Raw genomic sequence first — 16,858 nt, 5'->3', positions numbered from 1 at the left:
ATCGGGGATCGGCGTCAAGAGGTAATCGGTAAATTGGCGATCAATCGCTCATTTATTGGACAGTTCTAAATCCGAATATTGGTGCGGAATAACGGGTATAACGCTAGGGGATTTAAATTTCAGCCTAGCAACCAAGCAGAGACAATTGCCAGTTGTTTTATCGCCCAACGCGGTAGTCAATATTACGCTGGTACGTCTAGCCCGTTAGACAATCTATCGTTCCCCTCCCCTTCATAACCCAGTAAAATCCCCTAATCATTCAACGCAGGCACAACGAATCAGCGTATGAAAACCAATTTAATTACCCTTGGCGGTTATGAAAAGTTGCAACAGGAACTCGAGCACCTTTGGCGGGTGGAGCGCCGCGCAACCGTGGAGAAGGTCTCGTGGGCAGCGAGCCTGGGCGACCGGTCTGAGAACGCGGATTATAAATACAACAAGCAGAAGCTACGTAAAATTGATGGTCGTATTCGCTATTTAACCAAGCGTCTGGAGCAGTTGAAGGTGGTGTATTATTCGCCACAGCAGGACGGTAAGGTGTTTTTTGGTGCCTGGGTGGAAATTGAGGACGAGGACGAGAACTTTCGCGCCTTTCAAATTGTTGGGCCGGACGAGATTTATGATCGCAAAGACGCGGTGTCTATCGACTCGCCCATGGCGCGCGCTCTGCTGAAAAAGCAGGTGGACGATGAGGCGGAGGTTAACACGCCACAGGGTACTAAGACCTGGTTCATTAATAAGATAAGTTACCAACAGCCCGCGTAGTCAATTCGTGATAGTATTCGTCCCCATTATTTGTCGTAACGTTTTAAAACCAAGAGATGTACTATGAGCCAGATACCGCAATTACTTGCTAATGAACTGAAGGTCGACGAGCGTCAGATTGCCGCTGTTATCCAGTTGCTGGACGAAGGCTCGACGGTGCCTTTTATTGCCCGTTACCGTAAAGAGGTAACCGGCGGTTTAGACGACACGCAATTACGCCAGCTGCATCAGCGCCTGAACTACCTGCGCGAGCTGGACGACCGCCGTAAAGTGATACTCAAGTCGATTGACGAGCAAGGCAAATTAACTGACGAACTGGCTCAGAGCATTAAAGCTGCCGACTCGAAAACCGAGCTGGAAGATTTATACCTGCCCTACAAGCCTAAGCGTCGCACTAAAGGCCAAATTGCGATTGAAGCGGGCATTGAGCCGTTGGCGGATTTGTTGTGGAAAGACCCAACACAGAACCCAGAACAAGCGGCCGCTGACTACGTTGACGCTGACAAGGGTTTTGCTGACGCCAAAGCAGTGTTAGACGGTGCCCGCGCCATTTTAATGGAGCGCTTTGCCGAGCAGGCGGAGTTGCTGAAGCGTTTGCGTTCTCACTTGTGGCAGAACGCGCACTTAACCAGCACCGTTGCGCCGGGTAAAGAAAAAGAAGGCGCTAAGTTCCGCGACTACTTTGAGTTTTCTGAACTGTTTAAGACCATTCCGTCGCACCGCACGTTGGCGTTGCTGCGTGGCCGTAACGAAGGCTTTTTGCAGCTGTCTATGGACGCTGACCCGGGTAGTGAAGACAAAACCTCCGGCTCGCACTGCGAAGTCATTATTGCCGACTTCCTGAATTTCGAGCATAAAGCCCGCGCTGCCGATGACTGGCTGCGTCAGGTTATTCAGTGGACCTGGCGGGTGAAGTTATCACTACATATGGAAACTGAACTTATGGCGCGCGTGCGTGAGCGCGCCGAAGAAGCCGCCATTCAGGTGTTTGCCAGCAACTTAAAAGACTTGCTGATGGCGGCGCCCGCAGGTGCTAAAACCACTATGGGGTTAGACCCGGGCGTTCGTACCGGTGTTAAAGTTGCGGTAGTGGATGAAACCGGTAAAGCGGTTGCCACCAACACGGTATTCCCGTTTCAGCCGCAGAACCAAATGGATAAAGCCATGCGTACGCTAGCGACTTTGTGCAAACAGTACAAGGTTGAGCTTATCAGCATTGGCAACGGCACTCACTCGCGCGAGACCGACAAAATGGTCGGTGACATGCTCAAGCAGCACAGCGAAATTAAAGTAACCAAGGTTATAGTCAACGAGGCCGGTGCATCGGTTTACTCCGCTTCTGAGCAGGCAGCGCAGGAGTTTCCGGATATGGACGTGTCACTGCGTGGCGCGGTATCTATCGCCCGCCGCTTGCAGGATCCACTCGCCGAATTGGTTAAAATTGAGCCTAAGTCTATTGGTGTTGGCCAGTATCAGCACGACGTTAGCCAGTCACAACTGGCCCAAAGCCTGGACGCAGTAGTCGAGGACTGTGTAAACGCCGTGGGTGTGGATGCCAACATGGCCTCAGCGGCATTGCTTCAGCGCGTGTCGGGTTTGTCGAAAACTCTGGCGAAAAACATTGTCGACTACCGCGACGCCAACGGTGCCTTTGCTAACCGTAAGCAGTTACTCGATGTGCCACGCATGGGGCCGAAAGCTTTTGAACAGGCAGCGGGCTTCCTGCGTATTAACAATGGCGAGCAACCGTTAGATGCTTCAGCGGTTCACCCGGAAGCTTATTCAGTGGTCGAGCGCATGGCAAAAGCGAATGATTTGCCGGTACAAGAGCTTATTGGCAACCACTCATTGGTTAAAAGCCTGAACGCTGCCAACTACACCGACGAGCGCTTTGGTTTGCCAACAGTAACGGATATTTTGTCTGAGCTTGAGAAGCCGGGTCGTGACCCTCGTCCTGAGTTTAAAACCGCTAACTTTAAAGAAGGTGTAGATAAAGTCAGTGATCTTAAACCGGGAATGACGCTGGAAGGCGTGGTCACCAATGTGGCTAACTTTGGTGCGTTCGTCGATGTCGGAGTACATCAAGATGGTTTGGTACATATCTCGGCGCTATCTAATAGCTTTGTCAGTGACCCGCGCGAGGTTGTAAAAGCCGGTCAGATTGTAAAGGTAAAAGTCGTTGAAGTGGATCTGGAGCGTAACCGTATCGGCTTAACCATGCGGCTGGATGACGAAGTGAGCGCAACAACCACCAAGGCTAAACCATCGAACTCAACTAAGAGTAACAAACCTAAGGCTAAATCGGGTGGAGGAAAATCAAATCCGCGCCCTCAGCCGGGTAACTCGGCGATGGGCAACGCGCTGGCGGACGCCTTTGCTAAAGCCAAAAAGAAATAGCTTAAAGCAGTTAAGCTGTCGCGCTGAAGCCTGTCTCTGACGGGCTGACGCGGCGACTGTAAAAGTCAGCTATCATATTGCCGCGTTCAGCCGACGACAGTGTTTTGCTTGCTTCAGCGGCGTATGGGTTAGCAGTACTTTCAGTTTCGGAACGACCAGCGGCTTCACCCTCTAACGACTTACGCACCGGGCCCTGGATGCGGCCATCATTACTCGCTTCGCCAGTCGCCTCACTATTGGCGTTAACCTTGTTGCCGCCCTCAGTTTCACTCGACTTACCGGTAGCATTTGGCGAGTTCGTCTGAGCCAACTCGGCACGTGCCTCGGCTGCTTTAACAGACGCTTCTGCGGCAATCGACCGATCTGCAGATGACGGTTCTGCCGGGGCTAATGCCGCGCGGCGGACAACCTGCATTTTTTGGATTGTCGCTTGTGGGTCACCAGGAACCACACTCACGTCAATAGGCACTTCGCCACCAACAGCATAGGATTTACCGTCGGGTCCGCGCTCGTATTCGTAACTGGGGCTACCGGCATACTGTCCGCCTACGGCGGCGTGTGCCTGCTCGTGTGTTCGCACCTCGGCATCACGATTCTTGAGCTCCTGAACTTCCTGTTGAACTTCGCGTTGTTCTTCGGGGGTGCGCTCGGATTCGCGTTTATCTTCGGCTTTGCGGCCATCAGACTTCGCTTCCTCTGAGCGCGAACTTTCATCTCTCGATTTACTTTTATCGGTATTATCACCGGATTTACGCGCTTGCTGGCTTGCTGGTGCGTCAGTAGCTGTGCCGTTTTGCGGAGAAGATGCGGGCTCTTTGATTGCCGTACGTTGAAGGTTTTCGCGGCCAACACCATCCGACGCAGGCATGGGAGCCGGAGGAATCGTCGGAAGTGCGGTTGTTATATTCATGCCTGTTACATACGCGAGTTAACTGAGAAACCTATGCACTTGTGTCGATCATCGTGCCGAGCATTTCATCGGCAGTTTCGACAGTGCGCGTATTGGCTTCAAAATTTGTCTCGCCCTGCTGTAGCGATACTAGCCCATCAGTTGCGTTATTTGCGCTTACCGATTGGCCGGTTTCGCTGGCAGATTCGGTTGCAGCGTTAACGCCATTAGCTTGTGCGTTGCCCTGCTGTTGCACCTCGTTACGAGCGCCGGCATTAGCAATTTCTGCACTCGCTTCGTTAACTTGCTGGCTGGCGCGCTGTAAGCCCTGCAAACCAGCGTTCATTGCTCCGTTAATTTCCATACGTGCCTCCAATGACTGCGGCAAAAACTTGCCACCAGTATTGTATAAAAAGCACGCAGTTGCAAGTTAGTTCTGCGACGCAGAGGTCAACTTAAGCGTGCTGTTTTAATTGGTTCATCAGCTGCTTCCAGTGACGGCGCTGATCTTCAACCGCCTGCTTAAGCTCGTCGACTTGCGCATGCAGTGCATCCATATTCACCTGCTCGCGCAACTTTTTCGCTTTCGTGTCTAACAGCTTTTTACGCGCCTGATAATAGTGACGCAACTGCACTGCCATTTCGTCATAGTGTTGTTGCGCAGTTTCCAGCAATGTTTTTGGCGCAGCTTGAGCTTTTTGTTGCATGCGTTGCAACTGCATTTGCAAACGCGCCTTTTCCACCTGGTAACCTGAGCTACGTTTAAGGCCTGAGGCTAAGCCCACCCAAGAAAATGCACGAATCAGCCATTTGGTCGGATCAAACTGATACCAACGAATGCCATTGCGATAATCGGCTGAAAAGATATGGTGGTAATTATGGTAGCCTTCACCAAACGTCAGGAATGCCAGCACACCGTTATCGCGCGCCGTATTCTTATCGGTGTAGGGCTGCTTGCCCCAGACGTGCGCTAGCGAGTTAATGAAGAACGTGGTGTGGTGGTTCAATACCAATCGTAAAACGCCCACAACCAACAGTGCTGCCCAAACGTCGCCGGTAATCAAGCCGACCACAATCGGCCAGCCAAAATTAATACCCAGCGTCAACGCCAAGTAGTGACGATGCTGCCACATAACAATCGGATCTTTTTGTAGATCCTTAACGTTATCGTAATCTGAATAACGACTGGCTTGATATTCACGCAGCATCCAGCCGATATGCGAGTACCAGAAACCACGTTTTGCCGAATACGGGTCTTTGTCGTTGTCATCCACGTGAGTATGGTGCACGCGGTGATCAGATGACCAATGCAAGGCACTATTTTGCAGCGCCAGCGCTCCGCCAATAGCAAAGATAAAACGCACTACCGGATGCGCATCGTAGGTTTTATGCGACCACAAGCGGTGATAGCCCGCAGTGATCGAAATGCCGGCGTAACAAAGCGTTGCCAGCATTATCCACCAAAGCGACGAGTCAATACCGACATGATATGCGTATAAAGGTACGCCGACGGCCGCAATTAAAAAAGTGGTGAGAAATACCGTGGCATTAAGCCAGATAATCGGGGGTTTTTCTGTCATTTCATTCATTAAGCGTCTTGCCATTATTGCTTCGAAAATACATCGAGAGTACATCGAAAGTACGTCGACAAAGTGTCGGCTATAAAATAGCGTACACGTGTTCGCTGAATCTACGTGTTTTTGCCCAAAAATACAAGCGATATTTGTGTAAATTCCTGTGTTAAGATGTTCGGTTAGTAAACAAAAGCAAGACCAGAACCTGAGAGTATAGCGTGGCAAATACAGCGTCTAGCGACAGCCCTGTCCGCGGGATAAGAGCCCAGCAGAAAGAAAAAACCCGGCGAGCATTAATTGCGGCCGCCATGAATCAATTAAGCGCGGAGACTGGCTTTTCCAGCTTGAGCCTGCGCGAAGTTGCTCGCGAAGCAAGTATCGCCCCTACCTCCTTTTATCGCCATTTCCGTAATATGGATGAACTCGGCCTGACCTTGGTCGATGAGTGTGGTTTAACCTTACGTCAGTTATTACGCCAAGCGCGCCAACGTATCGATAAGGGCGGCTCGATTATACGCGTTTCTATCGAAACCTTTATGCAATATGTCGCCAGTAATACCGCTATTTTTCGTTTGCTGCTGCAGGAACGAACCGGCTGTTCACGAGAATTCCGCAATGCCGTAGAAAGAGAGCTTGAACACTTCAAAGCTGAGCTGGAAGAATATCTGGTCGTCGAACAAGGCTTCTCATCACAATTGGCGGCATTGCAATCCGATGCCATAGTAAAAATCGTATTTAGCGCAGGTGCTGATTGCTTTGATGTTAATGACGAACAACGTTCGCATATTACCGAAGCAACAATTCAACAGGTGAGACTTGTTGCCCGTGGTGCTGAAGCAACACGCCGGCTAATCCAAACTAACTAATTATAAACACAATAAAACCAGGAGATTATGATGTTATTCAGAACCCTTGGCACCGTTAGCCTGCTAACATTAGCGGTAACCGGTCAGGCGCGTGAAATGACGCTAATGGAGACGGTTACTGCACAATCCGTTGCCAGCGTCGATTTATCGCCCAACGGGCAATACACCGCAGTACTAAAGTATATTCCCCGGACACCCTATAAAGATGATGACGGTAGCGGCTATACCGAGCTCGTATTAATCGATGCGCAGGGTAACGAGACCACCTATTTTAACCGTGACGACAAATTATCTCGGGTGTCATTTGGCCCGAATAGTCAGTATTTATACTTTACTGCTAAGCGCGGTGATGACGAGTATAACGAGCTTTATCGCATGCCGATTAGCGGCGGTGCCGTACAACCGTTTTATGAGTTTGAGGGAAACATCGGCTCCTATGATCTGAGTGATGACGGCGAGTCGTTAATTTTCACGTCGCGCGGTAAGCCCGATGCAGACGACAAAAAGCTTGCGAAAAAGGGCTTTAAAGCGGAGGTTTACGAAGAGGACTTCAACTACACTCACCTGTACCATGTTGACTTAACCGCAGAACAGTCAGAAGCGACCCAAATTTCTGGCGCCGAGCAGCACATCCTGTCGGCAGAGTTTCATCCGGACAATACCCATATTTTGGTGCGCAGCGCGCCAACGCCGCTCATTGATGATAATTATATGAGTAGCCAATATCAGTTACTTAACACTGAAGGTAATGTTCAACAAAGCTTCGAGACTGCCGGAAAACTCGGTCAGGCCAGCTTCTCGCCAAACGGCCGTTACTTAGCCATGATATCGGCAGCAAATTACAACGACCCGTCAGCAGGCACACTGTTTGTATGGGATACTCAGAACGAAGAAATGCGTAATGTTCTGCCCGATTACGAGGGTTCAATTCGCGACTTCGCCTGGCGCACTGACGAAGAGTTAGTCTGGTTAGGTCATCGCGGCACCGAATCTGAAGTACAGGCGTTGACGCTCAAGTTCCTTGAAAATCGTGTGCTGGTTGAACCCGGCGAGGCCATCTTTACCAGTCTCGATGGTGAAGCCGGTATCGGTCAAATCGCTCTTCGCGGTAACCGACCTGAGCACCCTAACGAAGCATTTTTACTCGATAACCAGGGTCTCGAACGCCTGACAGTGTCTAACCCTTGGTTAGATGATATCACCATGCCGCGTCAACAAACGATTACCTATGAGGCTCGCGACGGGCTGGAGTTAGAAGGTATTTTAGTTTATCCAACCGATTACCAGGAAGGGCAAAGCTACCCGACCGTCATGGTCGTTCATGGTGGACCGGAGTCGCATTACAGTAACGGCTGGTTAGATCGCTATTCGGCGCCGGTTAAACATGCCGCCGCTAATGGTTATGCGTTGTTCTTTCCAAACTACCGGGGTAGTACCGGTCGCGGTGTTGAATTCTCGATGCTGAGCCAGAACGACTACGCGGGTAAAGAATTCGACGACATTGTTGATGCTAAACAGCATTTAGTCGAAATGGGCATTACTGACGCTGGGCGCGTGGGTATTACAGGTGGCTCATATGGCGGCTATGCATCGGCCTGGGGCGCCACCAAACAAACCGAGCATTTTGCAGCCAGTGTCATGTTTGTCGGTATCAGCGACAACATCTCTAAGTTTGGTACTACTGACATCGCCAAAGAAATGCACGCGGTACATGCACGCAGCTACCCATGGGAAAAGTGGCAATGGTATTTAGAGCGCAGCCCTATTTATTATGCTGAACAGGCGCGCACGCCAATCTTAATTATGCATGGTAAAGAAGATACTCGCGTGCATCCTTCACAATCGATGGAATTGTACCGCTATCTTAAAACACACGGCAAAGTTCCGGTCCGGTTAGTTCTTTATCCCGGTGAAGGTCATGGCAACCGTAAAATGGCAGCACAGTTAGATTATGGTATGCGCATGATGCGCTGGATGAATACCTTCCTGGTAGAAAAAGCAGAAACAAAACCACCGTTTGAGCTTCCTCATGCCGAGAACATGAGCGAAGAGTAATCGGCTAAACAAAAAAGCCGGCCTGCAAAACCATGCTGGCCGGCTTTTTTATAAGCTTTGATTAACCTTTAATAGCGTTCCAAATATCCTTCCAGGTCGGCTCTTTACCGTAAAACTGAATACCCATCGCAAACAAACGAGCAGCGACATTGCGCATCCAGATAACAAATACAATAAGCAACGCGAGGCTTAATAACTGCTGCCACCAGCTTACATCCGTTTGCAGTAATCGCACAGGCATCATCACAAAGGACGAAATCGGTAAAATACTCATCACCTGAGCCAATCCGCCATCGGGGTTATCAATGATGCTGAATGATAAAAACACCGGCAATAACGGCAACAGCATTACCGAACTTCGCGACGAATGGTTAGGATCATCGATGGTTGCGGAAAACCCTGCCAGCATGGCATTAATCAGAATCAATCCCAGCACCACAAAAATCAGCGATAAAACCGCACCATAATAGCGATCAAAACTTGCTCCACCACCACTTTCTCCGGCAAACATTGAGGCGACCAGTCCGATACCGGTAAAGAATAAGCCCAAAAACACCATCGATTTAATACTATGCAGCGTTATACCGAGAATTTTTCCATCCATCCATTGCCGCGGGCTGATGATGGTTAATAACTGCTCGGTTACCCGCTGTTGCTTTTCGGCGGTAATGGACATCATCATCAACCCAAAGCCAGTAAACACACCGACGGTAATCGAAATCGTCACCAACATCGGTAGCGCTTCTTTAAAGCCGTCATCCTCTTCCGCTGAGCTCACTTCGACATCAGTATTTTGAATGGTGCGTGCTATCTCGGGCGGTTGATCGATAATCGTGCGTTGTTCTTCGCTCAAAGAGAGCCGAGCGATACGTTCCTGCTGCAGCTGTTGTTGCAACTCATCGATCAAGTCAGCCTGCCAATCGTCCTTCTCGCGCACGACAATTTCAGCGTCTAAATTTGATGAAATAACAACCAGAACATCGAGGTCTTCAGGTAACTGTTGCTGCCACTGTTGTACTTCCATTGAACCCGCATCGCGCAGTGGGACTTTATCACTCTCGTCAAAGCGCCAGTTCTGCTCGGCTTTATTTTCATAATAAATCGCGCCCTGGTGCTGCTCCGAAAAAATTTCGGTGATTACACCCCAGCCGGCGCTGACAATAAAAATTATCGCCAGTAGAGCTATCGAAATAAGTTCCTGCTTCCATTTAAAAAAGCGTTTGAATTCCCACCATGCGATGGTTTTTAACTGCTGCTTAGACGTGCTCATTAGCGTCTCCCTGCGACTGACCTTTTGAACGTCCAATCGTATCAAGATAGAGTTCATGCAAACCCGGCTTGCGCGCGGCAAAAGACTCGATAGCGCAACTCGCTGCCAGTTGTGGCCAAAGCTCACTGACATCAACCTCTGGTTTTATCGTCAGCTCAACCTGGTCCGCGCTTATCGGCAGTAAATGCTCAATTGCATCAAAGTCTGCCCACGCAGTTTGTGCCGACATTGCATCACAACTAACGCGATAAAGTCGTTCTGGCTGCAGCGCGTCACGAATTTGCTCCAATGTACCCTGGGCCAGCGCTTTACCGTGTGACATCAATAGCATTTTGTCAGCTAATCGTTCGACCAGTGCCATTTGGTGAGCACTCAATAAAACTGTTTTACCCTTAGCCTTTAAGTCGCTAAGCACGTTAAGCACGTGCTCTTGATTAACGGGATCTAATCCAGAAAAGGGCTCATCCAGAATCACTAAATCCGGATCGTGCAGTAACGTAGAGATTAACTGAACCTTCTGCTGATTACCCTTGGATAATTGACGCATGGGCTCGCTCTTTCGATCGGTTAGTTCGAAGTGCTCCAGCCAATCGTCGATGCGTGGCTGATAAACTGACTTATCCAGTCCCCGCAGCTTTGCCACATAGGTTAGGTTGTCGAGTATCGTGCGATCCTGATAAAGACCACGATCTTCCGGAAGGTAAGCAAAATGGCCAGGTTGCAGATCCACTGCTGCTCCCTCATTGTCACTAATGGTGATGGTGCCGCTGTCAGGCTCGGTTAACCCAACCAACATCCGTACCAACGACGATTTCCCCGCACCATTAGGACCGAGTAACGCGTAAATTTGGCCCGATTGAACGTTAAGAGAAATCGCATCGACCGCGGTCACAGTCTTATAGCGCTTGGTTACCGTATCTATTGTTATATTCATGTTACCAGTCTGTTAGTAAGCCTGGCGCTATGATAGCAACGAAAAAGGCCTGTAACAGTCTGTTACAGGCCTTTTAATTGTTTCAAAATGTTAGGAGTTGTTCTGACGCTTATAATTTAGGGCCAGCTGCGACCAACGCCTGGCCATTTTCGGTGTCAGTAAATTTCTCAAAGTTAGCGACAAAACGCTTGGCCAAATCCTGCGCCCGAATATCCCACTCTTGCTTGTCTTCGTAGGTATTGCGCGGGTCCAGAATATTACTGTCTTCAACGCCCGGTAAGGTTGTAGGCATAGCAAGATTAAAATAAGGCAACTGGCTAAACTCTGCGTCTTCGATAGAGCCATCCAGTATCGCGTCAATAATCGCACGAGTCGCTTTTATCGAAATACGTTTACCGGTGCCATTCCAGCCGGTGTTGACCAGATAAGCTTCGGCACCGGCAGCTTCCATACGCTTAACTAACACTTCCGCGTATTGCGTTGGGTGAAGGCTCAGGAACGCCGCACCAAAACAACTAGAGAACGTCGGCGTTGGCTCGGTTACACCACGCTCGGTGCCTGCCAGCTTGGCGGTAAAGCCAGATAAAAAGTGATACTGTGCCTGTTCTTTGGTCAACTTAGAGACCGGCGGCAATACACCGAATGCATCCGCGGTCAAAAAGATAACTTTTTTCGCATGGCCGGCTTTTGAAACAGGCTTAACGATGTTATCGATGTGATAAATGGGGTACGAAACGCGGGTATTCTCAGTTTTTGAATTGTCGTCAAAGTCGACTGTACCATCTTCGCGCACTGTCACGTTTTCTAATAAAGCGTCGCGGCGAATGGCATTGTAAATATCAGGTTCTGCTTCTTTCGACAAGTTGATGGTTTTGGCATAACAACCACCTTCAAAGTTAAAGACACCATCGTCGTCCCAGCCATGCTCGTCATCACCAATTAACGCGCGCTTAGGATCGGTAGACAATGTCGTTTTACCCGTACCTGAAAGACCGAAGAAAACCGCTACATCGCCGTCTTTACCAACGTTCGCCGAGCAATGCATTGACGCGATACCCTGCAATGGCAAGAAGTAGTTCATCATCGAGAACATGCCCTTCTTCATTTCGCCACCGTACCAGGTACCACCGATCAGCTGAATTTTCTCGGTTAGGTTAAAAGCAACAAAGTTTTCTGAATTGAGTTCTTGCTCTTGCCAGTCAGGATTAATGCATTTTGCACCGTTCATGACCACAAAGTCGGGTTCGAACGTCTCCAGTTCTTCACCACTTGGGCGAATAAACATGTTCTTGACGAAGTGAGCCTGCCACGCGACTTCAGTAATAAAACGAACAGCCAAGCGGGTATCTTCGTTAGCACCGCAATAGGTATCAACTACGAATAGGCGCTTACTCGATAACTGCTCGGTTACCAGGCTTTTCAGGCTATCCCAGGTTTCCTGCGACATCGGTTTGTTGTCGTTTTTGCCTTGATCAGACCACCACACCGTATCGCGGGTCGTATCATCACGCACAATATATTTGTCTTTAGGTGAGCGTCCGGTGAAGATTCCGGTATCAACAGCAACTGCGCCCAAATTGGTCACGGTTCCTTTTTCAAAACCGTGCAGGTCATCGCGTGTTTCTTCAGCAAATAACACATCATACGATGGGTTGTGGACAATTTCCTGGACGTTGGTGATGCCATAGCGGCTCAAATCCAAATTCGGCATGACGTAAGGCTCCTGAGAATTACGGTCTTTGCATTAACGTTAACTGGCGTTGCAGCGTGCCGTCCTGGCAGAACTGCATGAGTTACAGAATTGGTCGCGAATGTTACCGTTTATTGGTCAAAAAAGATAGGGCAAAATTTTCTCAGTTCGTTAGAATGCGCGCTCTAACTTTAAATTTTTATACAAGTTGTAAGTGAGCACTATGCGCGAATCCTTCCACACCCGTTTAGGTTTTATTTTAGCCGCTGCCGGCTCGGCAGTTGGCCTTGGCAATATTTGGGGATTTCCTACCCAAGTTGCTAACCACGGGGGCGGAGCGTTTTTACTGGTCTACCTGGTCGTCATTTTTGTGCTCGCCATACCCGCCTTGTATAGTGAAATGCTAATTGGTCACCACGGCCGCGCCAACCCGGTGCGCTCACTCGCCAAGCTTAGTGAAGGCAAGGCTCAGCCCGTTGGCGCCACCATGGGCTTCCTGAACGTCATCGGCTCGTGTTTGATGCTGAGTTTTTATCATATCGTAGCAGGTTGGATGGTCGTTCATGCGCTTGGCTATGTTGCCAGCTGGTTAGGCCTTAACGTCGTTGCCGACTTTTTAATGACGGGCTCACTGACCCGCGACTTACTATTTACTGCGCTGTTCTTATGTACAACCGGGTGGGTGGTGCTACAAGGCATCGAGAATGGTATTGAGCGTTGGTCTAAGCGTTTAATGCCAACATTGGTTGTACTATTGGTTGGCTTAATTATTTATATGGGCACACTGGCAGGTGCTAGTGATGGCTTTCAGGTATATCTGGTACCAGACTTCAGCCAACTGACCGACCCGGCGATCTACCTTGCCGCCATGGGGCAGGCGTTTTTCTCATTATCTATTGGTCTGGGCGGCATGATGATCTACGGCTCTTATTTGCTGCCTGGCGCAAAGTTAGGAAAACTCAGTCTTTCCGTTGCCGGTTTAGATACGCTTATCGCATTCCTGGCAGGTTTGTTGATCATCCCGGCCTTATATGCCGGCATCGAACTGGGGGTTAACGTCACTAACGGTGATGAGCTGATCGGAGAAGGCCAACTGATTTTTGCGGTGCTGCCACAACTTTTCGCCAGTATGGGTGCGGTCGGTCCTTTTGTTGGCTTTGCCTTCTTTACGCTACTGAGTATCGCCGCGCTTACTTCTACCATAGCGCAGGCCGAAGTGCCGGTTTCTTACCTTATCGAAGAAAAGAACCTGAACCGCAAAAAGGCCACGCTGTTAGCACTGGCCACTATTGCAATTCTGGCTTTCAGTCTGGTGATCTTCTTTGAGCCCCTGTTTGGCTGGGTTGTCACCGCCGTCACGCAGTTCCAGTTGCCAATTTCAGGCATATTTTACTTGCTGGTTGTGGGCTGGTTATGGCATAAAAGTAATCACTTACATACTATCGCACAGGGCAGCTTCTGGCTCACAGCATTGCGCTGGCATTTGCGCTATATCTGCCCTGTTTTGATGACGCTGGTGTTTATAAACACGGCTTTTTAACTGCGATTAGCAAACTTCTGTTGTAGCGCGTCGGCGACTCGGTTGTCGACAAAGCCGGTTACATCACCGCCGTGTAGCGCGACTTCTTTGACTAAGGTCGAGGAAATAAATGAGTTTTCTTCGGCCGGTGTCAAAAATACGCTTTCTAACTCGGGGAACAAACGGCGGTTCATGTTTGCCAGCTGAAACTCGTATTCAAAATCTGACACTGCACGCAGCCCCCGCACCAGTACAGTCGCATCATGCTCTTTAGCAAAGTTAACCAGTAAACCGGAAAAACCAACCACCGATACGTTCGGCAAATTCTCAGTGACCTGTTGCGCCAGGATCACGCGTTCCTGCAATGAAAACAAAGGTTTCTTACTCGGACTTTCAGCAATTCCCACAACGACCTGCTGAAATAAGTTTGCAGCACGTTCAATCAGGTCATAATGACCGTTAGTAATGGGATCGAAGGTACCCGGATAAATTGCTTTACTATGCATGGCGGCCTCGTTTCGCTAAATTTTGCTAAAGAGTACACCTTATTGAACGGCTGACTCAAACGCTAAATCAAAATTAAGGGTGCGAAGCGACTATAACATCAGTAAAATGGCGCATAAATTTGCCACTATCAAACAAGATGGAGCAGCCATGAATTCTGCATTTTACAAGCAACTGGGCGAACAACTCGAAACTACACGCAGCGAAGGTTTATACAAAAAAGAACGGATTATTACTTCTGATCAAAGTTCGGAAATCACCGTTAATGGCCAGCAAGTACTTAACTTTTGTGCCAATAACTACCTGGGCCTGGCTAACCACCCTGATCTAATTGCAGCGGCAAAAAAAGGCCTGGACGAGCATGGCTTTGGTACCGCCTCGGTACGTTTTATTTGTGGTACGCAGGATATTCACAAAGAGCTGGAGCAAAAACTGAGTGACTTCCTGGGCACCGAAGACACCATTTTGTACTCCTCTTGCTTTGATGCCAATGGCGGCTTATTTGAGACTATCATGGGCCCCGAAGATGCGATTATTAGTGATGAGCTTAACCACGCCAGTATCATCGATGGCATCCGTCTGAGTAAATCTAAACGTTATCGTTATAAAAATAATGACCTGGGCAGCCTCGAAGAGCAATTAAAACAAGCCGACGCCGATGGCGCGCGCTTCAAGCTAATTGCTACCGACGGGGTGTTCTCGATGGACGGTGTAATCGCTGATCTAAAAGGTATTTGCGACTTAGCCGATAAATATGACGCCTTAGTGATGATGGACGATTGTCACGCGACCGGCTTCCTGGGCGAAAATGGCAAAGGCACCCACGAATACTGTGATGTGCTTGGCCGCGTCGACATCATTACCGGTACCCTGGGTAAAGCGCTTGGCGGTGCTTCAGGTGGTTATACCTCCGGTAAGAAAGAAGTGATCGACTGGTTACGCCAACGTTCGCGCCCCTATTTGTTCTCTAACTCCGTTGCCCCTGCTATCGTGCAGGCGTCCATCAAGGTGTTAGATATGCTGAGTGATGGCCATGAATTACGCCAGCAACTGTGGGATAACGCTAAGTACTTCCGTGAGCAAATGACCGCCGCCGGCTTTACCTTAAGCGGCGCCGATCACGCGATTATTCCGGTGATGATTGGCGATGCCCGCATGGCCTCTGAAATGGCTGATCGTTTGTTACAGGAAGGCATTTATGTGATCGGCTTCTCATTCCCGGTAGTACCTAAAGGCAAAGCGCGTATCCGCACACAAATGTCCGCCGCTCACACACGTGAACAGTTGGATCGCACCATCGAAGCCTTTACACGAATCGGCAAAGATCTTGGCATTATATAAGCGCCCAGGATTAGGGAGAGAAGCATGAAAGCATTAGCTAAGCTACATAGTAAGCCCGGCATTTGGATGACCGATGTCGAACAGCCCGAATACGGCTACAACGACATCTTAATTAAAATTAAAAAGACCGCTATTTGCGGCACCGATGTGCATATTTATAAGTGGGACGAATGGTCTCAGAAAACTATCCCGGTACCCATGGTTGTAGGCCATGAATATGTCGGTGAAGTTGCCGCCATGGGTGACGGTGTTCGCGGCTTTGAAATTGGCGACCGCGTTTCTGGTGAGGGTCATATCACTTGTGGTCACTGCCGTAATTGTCGTGCCGGCCGCCGCCATCTTTGCCGTAATACCTACGGCGTGGGTGTAAATCGGCCCGGCGCATTTGCTGAGTATCTGGCGATACCCGCAGATAACGCATTCAAATTACCTGACGACGTCAGTGATGACATGGCATCGATTATGGACCCTTTCGGTAATGCCGTTCACACCGCCCTGGCCTTTGATCTGGTTGGTGAAGACGTACTGATTACCGGCGCAGGGCCTATTGGTATTATGGCAGCAGCCGTTGCTCGGCACGTTGGTGCGCGACACGTGGTGATCACCGACGTCAATGAGTTTCGTTTGGATTTAGCCCGTAAAATGGGTGTGACCCGCGCCGTTAACGTGGCTGAGCAAAAGCTTACCGACGTCATGGCCGAACTTGGCATGAAGGAAGGCTTCGATGTCGGGCTGGAAATGTCCGGCGTGCCGTCAGCCTTTTCGCAAATGCTGGCGACAATGAATCACGGCGGTAAAATCGCCATGTTAGGCATTCCTCCCGAGAATGTAGCCATTGACTGGAATGAAGTTATCTTTAAAGGTCTGGTCATCAAAGGCATTTATGGACGCGAGATGTTCGAGACTTGGTATAAGATGGCAAGTTTACTGCAATCAGGGCTAGATATATCTCCAATCCTGACACACCAAATGCATGTCGATGACTATGAACAGGGCTTTGAGACCATGATCAGTGGTCAGTCCGGTAAAGTCATTTTAAACTGGGATTAATCAC

At 49.4% G+C, this 16,858-nt stretch carries 14 protein-coding genes; 7 read left to right on the top strand and 7 right to left on the bottom strand.

Features of this window, described 5'->3' with window-relative positions; all coding sequences use genetic code 11:
• Positions 1-285: 285 nt before the first annotated feature.
• Both greB and DEU29_RS11540 read left to right on the top strand, forming a co-directional pair.
• Positions 286-765: a transcription elongation factor GreB gene (gene greB / locus DEU29_RS11545; RefSeq protein ID WP_133540505.1), complete on the top strand. Its 480-nt coding sequence runs from the start codon at positions 286-288 to the stop codon at positions 763-765.
• A gap of 63 nt (positions 766-828) precedes the next feature.
• Entirely contained in the window at positions 829-3,162 is a 2,334-nt protein-coding gene (locus tag DEU29_RS11540; protein ID WP_133540504.1) for a Tex family protein, read from the top strand.
• A gap of 10 nt (positions 3,163-3,172) precedes the next feature.
• Here DEU29_RS11540 and DEU29_RS11535 read toward each other — a convergent pair whose 3' ends face one another.
• The 3 genes from DEU29_RS11535 to DEU29_RS11525 all read right to left on the bottom strand — a co-directional run bounded on the left by DEU29_RS11535 (position 3,173) and on the right by DEU29_RS11525 (position 5,640).
• Complete coding sequence (locus DEU29_RS11535) at positions 3,173-4,072, bottom strand: putative metalloprotease CJM1_0395 family protein (RefSeq protein WP_133540503.1); 900 nt, start codon at positions 4,070-4,072, stop codon at positions 3,173-3,175.
• A gap of 31 nt (positions 4,073-4,103) precedes the next feature.
• Positions 4,104-4,415, bottom strand: coding sequence for a flagellar basal body rod C-terminal domain-containing protein (locus tag DEU29_RS11530; RefSeq protein ID WP_133540502.1), 312 nt, complete (start codon positions 4,413-4,415; stop codon positions 4,104-4,106).
• Between the two features lie 91 nt (positions 4,416-4,506).
• Positions 4,507-5,640 (bottom strand): acyl-CoA desaturase, encoded by a 1,134-nt coding sequence (locus DEU29_RS11525; RefSeq protein ID WP_133540501.1) that lies wholly within the window; start codon positions 5,638-5,640, stop codon positions 4,507-4,509.
• Positions 5,641-5,843: 203 nt separating this feature from the next.
• Here DEU29_RS11525 and fabR point away from each other — a divergent pair, with 203 nt between their 5' ends.
• Positions 5,844-6,491 (top strand): HTH-type transcriptional repressor FabR, encoded by a 648-nt coding sequence (fabR, locus tag DEU29_RS11520; RefSeq protein ID WP_133540500.1) that lies wholly within the window; start codon positions 5,844-5,846, stop codon positions 6,489-6,491.
• A 27-nt stretch (positions 6,492-6,518) separates the two neighbouring features.
• On the top strand, positions 6,519-8,546 hold the full coding sequence (locus tag DEU29_RS11515) for a S9 family peptidase (protein WP_243734581.1): 2,028 nt from the start codon (positions 6,519-6,521) through the stop codon (positions 8,544-8,546).
• Between the two features lie 61 nt (positions 8,547-8,607).
• Here the strand turns inward: DEU29_RS11515 and DEU29_RS11510 are convergent, their stop codons facing one another.
• The 3 genes from DEU29_RS11510 to pckA all read right to left on the bottom strand — a co-directional run bounded on the left by DEU29_RS11510 (position 8,608) and on the right by pckA (position 12,461).
• The gene (locus DEU29_RS11510; protein WP_133540499.1) at positions 8,608-9,816 is read right to left on the bottom strand and encodes an ABC transporter permease; all 1,209 of its coding nucleotides are present in this window, start codon (positions 9,814-9,816) and stop codon (positions 8,608-8,610) included.
• On the bottom strand, positions 9,803-10,750 hold the full coding sequence (locus DEU29_RS11505; RefSeq protein ID WP_133540498.1) for an ABC transporter ATP-binding protein: 948 nt from the start codon (positions 10,748-10,750) through the stop codon (positions 9,803-9,805). The genes DEU29_RS11510 and DEU29_RS11505 overlap by 14 nt, the downstream gene beginning before the upstream one ends.
• A gap of 109 nt (positions 10,751-10,859) precedes the next feature.
• Positions 10,860-12,461: a phosphoenolpyruvate carboxykinase (ATP) gene (pckA, locus tag DEU29_RS11500; protein WP_133540497.1), complete on the bottom strand. Its 1,602-nt coding sequence runs from the start codon at positions 12,459-12,461 to the stop codon at positions 10,860-10,862.
• Positions 12,462-12,654: 193 nt separating this feature from the next.
• Here pckA and DEU29_RS11495 point away from each other — a divergent pair, with 193 nt between their 5' ends.
• Entirely contained in the window at positions 12,655-13,980 is a 1,326-nt protein-coding gene (locus tag DEU29_RS11495; protein WP_208107640.1) for a sodium-dependent transporter, read from the top strand.
• Here DEU29_RS11495 and coaD read toward each other — a convergent pair.
• Entirely contained in the window at positions 13,977-14,465 is a 489-nt protein-coding gene (coaD, locus tag DEU29_RS11490; protein WP_133540495.1) for a pantetheine-phosphate adenylyltransferase, read from the bottom strand. The genes DEU29_RS11495 and coaD overlap by 4 nt on opposite strands.
• A 148-nt stretch (positions 14,466-14,613) precedes the next feature.
• Here coaD and DEU29_RS11485 point away from each other — a divergent pair, with 148 nt between their 5' ends.
• Positions 14,614-15,804 (top strand): glycine C-acetyltransferase, encoded by a 1,191-nt coding sequence (locus DEU29_RS11485; RefSeq protein WP_133540494.1) that lies wholly within the window; start codon positions 14,614-14,616, stop codon positions 15,802-15,804.
• A gap of 24 nt (positions 15,805-15,828) precedes the next feature.
• Positions 15,829-16,854 carry an L-threonine 3-dehydrogenase gene (tdh, locus tag DEU29_RS11480; RefSeq protein WP_133540493.1) on the top strand — a complete coding sequence of 342 codons (1,026 nt, stop codon included), beginning with the start codon at positions 15,829-15,831 and terminating at the stop codon, positions 16,852-16,854.
• The last annotated feature ends 4 nt before the right edge of the window (positions 16,855-16,858 follow it).

It is taken from the genome of Idiomarina aquatica (assembly GCF_004362895.1).
GTDB lineage: Bacteria > Pseudomonadota > Gammaproteobacteria > Enterobacterales > Alteromonadaceae > Idiomarina.
Note: the sequence above shows the minus strand (reverse complement) of the source record. Positions and strands in the feature narration are given on the sequence as shown.

Bases quoted from the DNA above. Each gene is read 5' to 3' on its own strand.
- DEU29_RS11540 (WP_133540504.1), top strand. From the start codon at position 829: ATGAGCCAGATACCGCAATTACTTGCTAATGAACTGAAGGTCGACGAG.
- DEU29_RS11505 (WP_133540498.1), bottom strand. From the start codon at position 10,750: ATGAATATAACAATAGATACGGTAACCAAGCGCTATAAGACTGTGACC.
- DEU29_RS11515 (WP_243734581.1), top strand. From the start codon at position 6,519: ATGATGTTATTCAGAACCCTTGGCACCGTTAGCCTGCTAACATTAGCG.
- pckA (WP_133540497.1), bottom strand. From the start codon at position 12,461: ATGCCGAATTTGGATTTGAGCCGCTATGGCATCACCAACGTCCAGGAA.
- coaD (WP_133540495.1), bottom strand. From the start codon at position 14,465: ATGCATAGTAAAGCAATTTATCCGGGTACCTTCGATCCCATTACTAAC.
- DEU29_RS11530 (WP_133540502.1), bottom strand. From the start codon at position 4,415: ATGGAAATTAACGGAGCAATGAACGCTGGTTTGCAGGGCTTACAGCGC.
- DEU29_RS11510 (WP_133540499.1), bottom strand. From the start codon at position 9,816: ATGAGCACGTCTAAGCAGCAGTTAAAAACCATCGCATGGTGGGAATTC.
- greB (WP_133540505.1), top strand. From the start codon at position 286: ATGAAAACCAATTTAATTACCCTTGGCGGTTATGAAAAGTTGCAACAG.
- DEU29_RS11535 (WP_133540503.1), bottom strand. From the start codon at position 4,072: ATGAATATAACAACCGCACTTCCGACGATTCCTCCGGCTCCCATGCCT.
- DEU29_RS11525 (WP_133540501.1), bottom strand. From the start codon at position 5,640: ATGAATGAAATGACAGAAAAACCCCCGATTATCTGGCTTAATGCCACG.
- DEU29_RS11485 (WP_133540494.1), top strand. From the start codon at position 14,614: ATGAATTCTGCATTTTACAAGCAACTGGGCGAACAACTCGAAACTACA.
- tdh (WP_133540493.1), top strand. From the start codon at position 15,829: ATGAAAGCATTAGCTAAGCTACATAGTAAGCCCGGCATTTGGATGACC.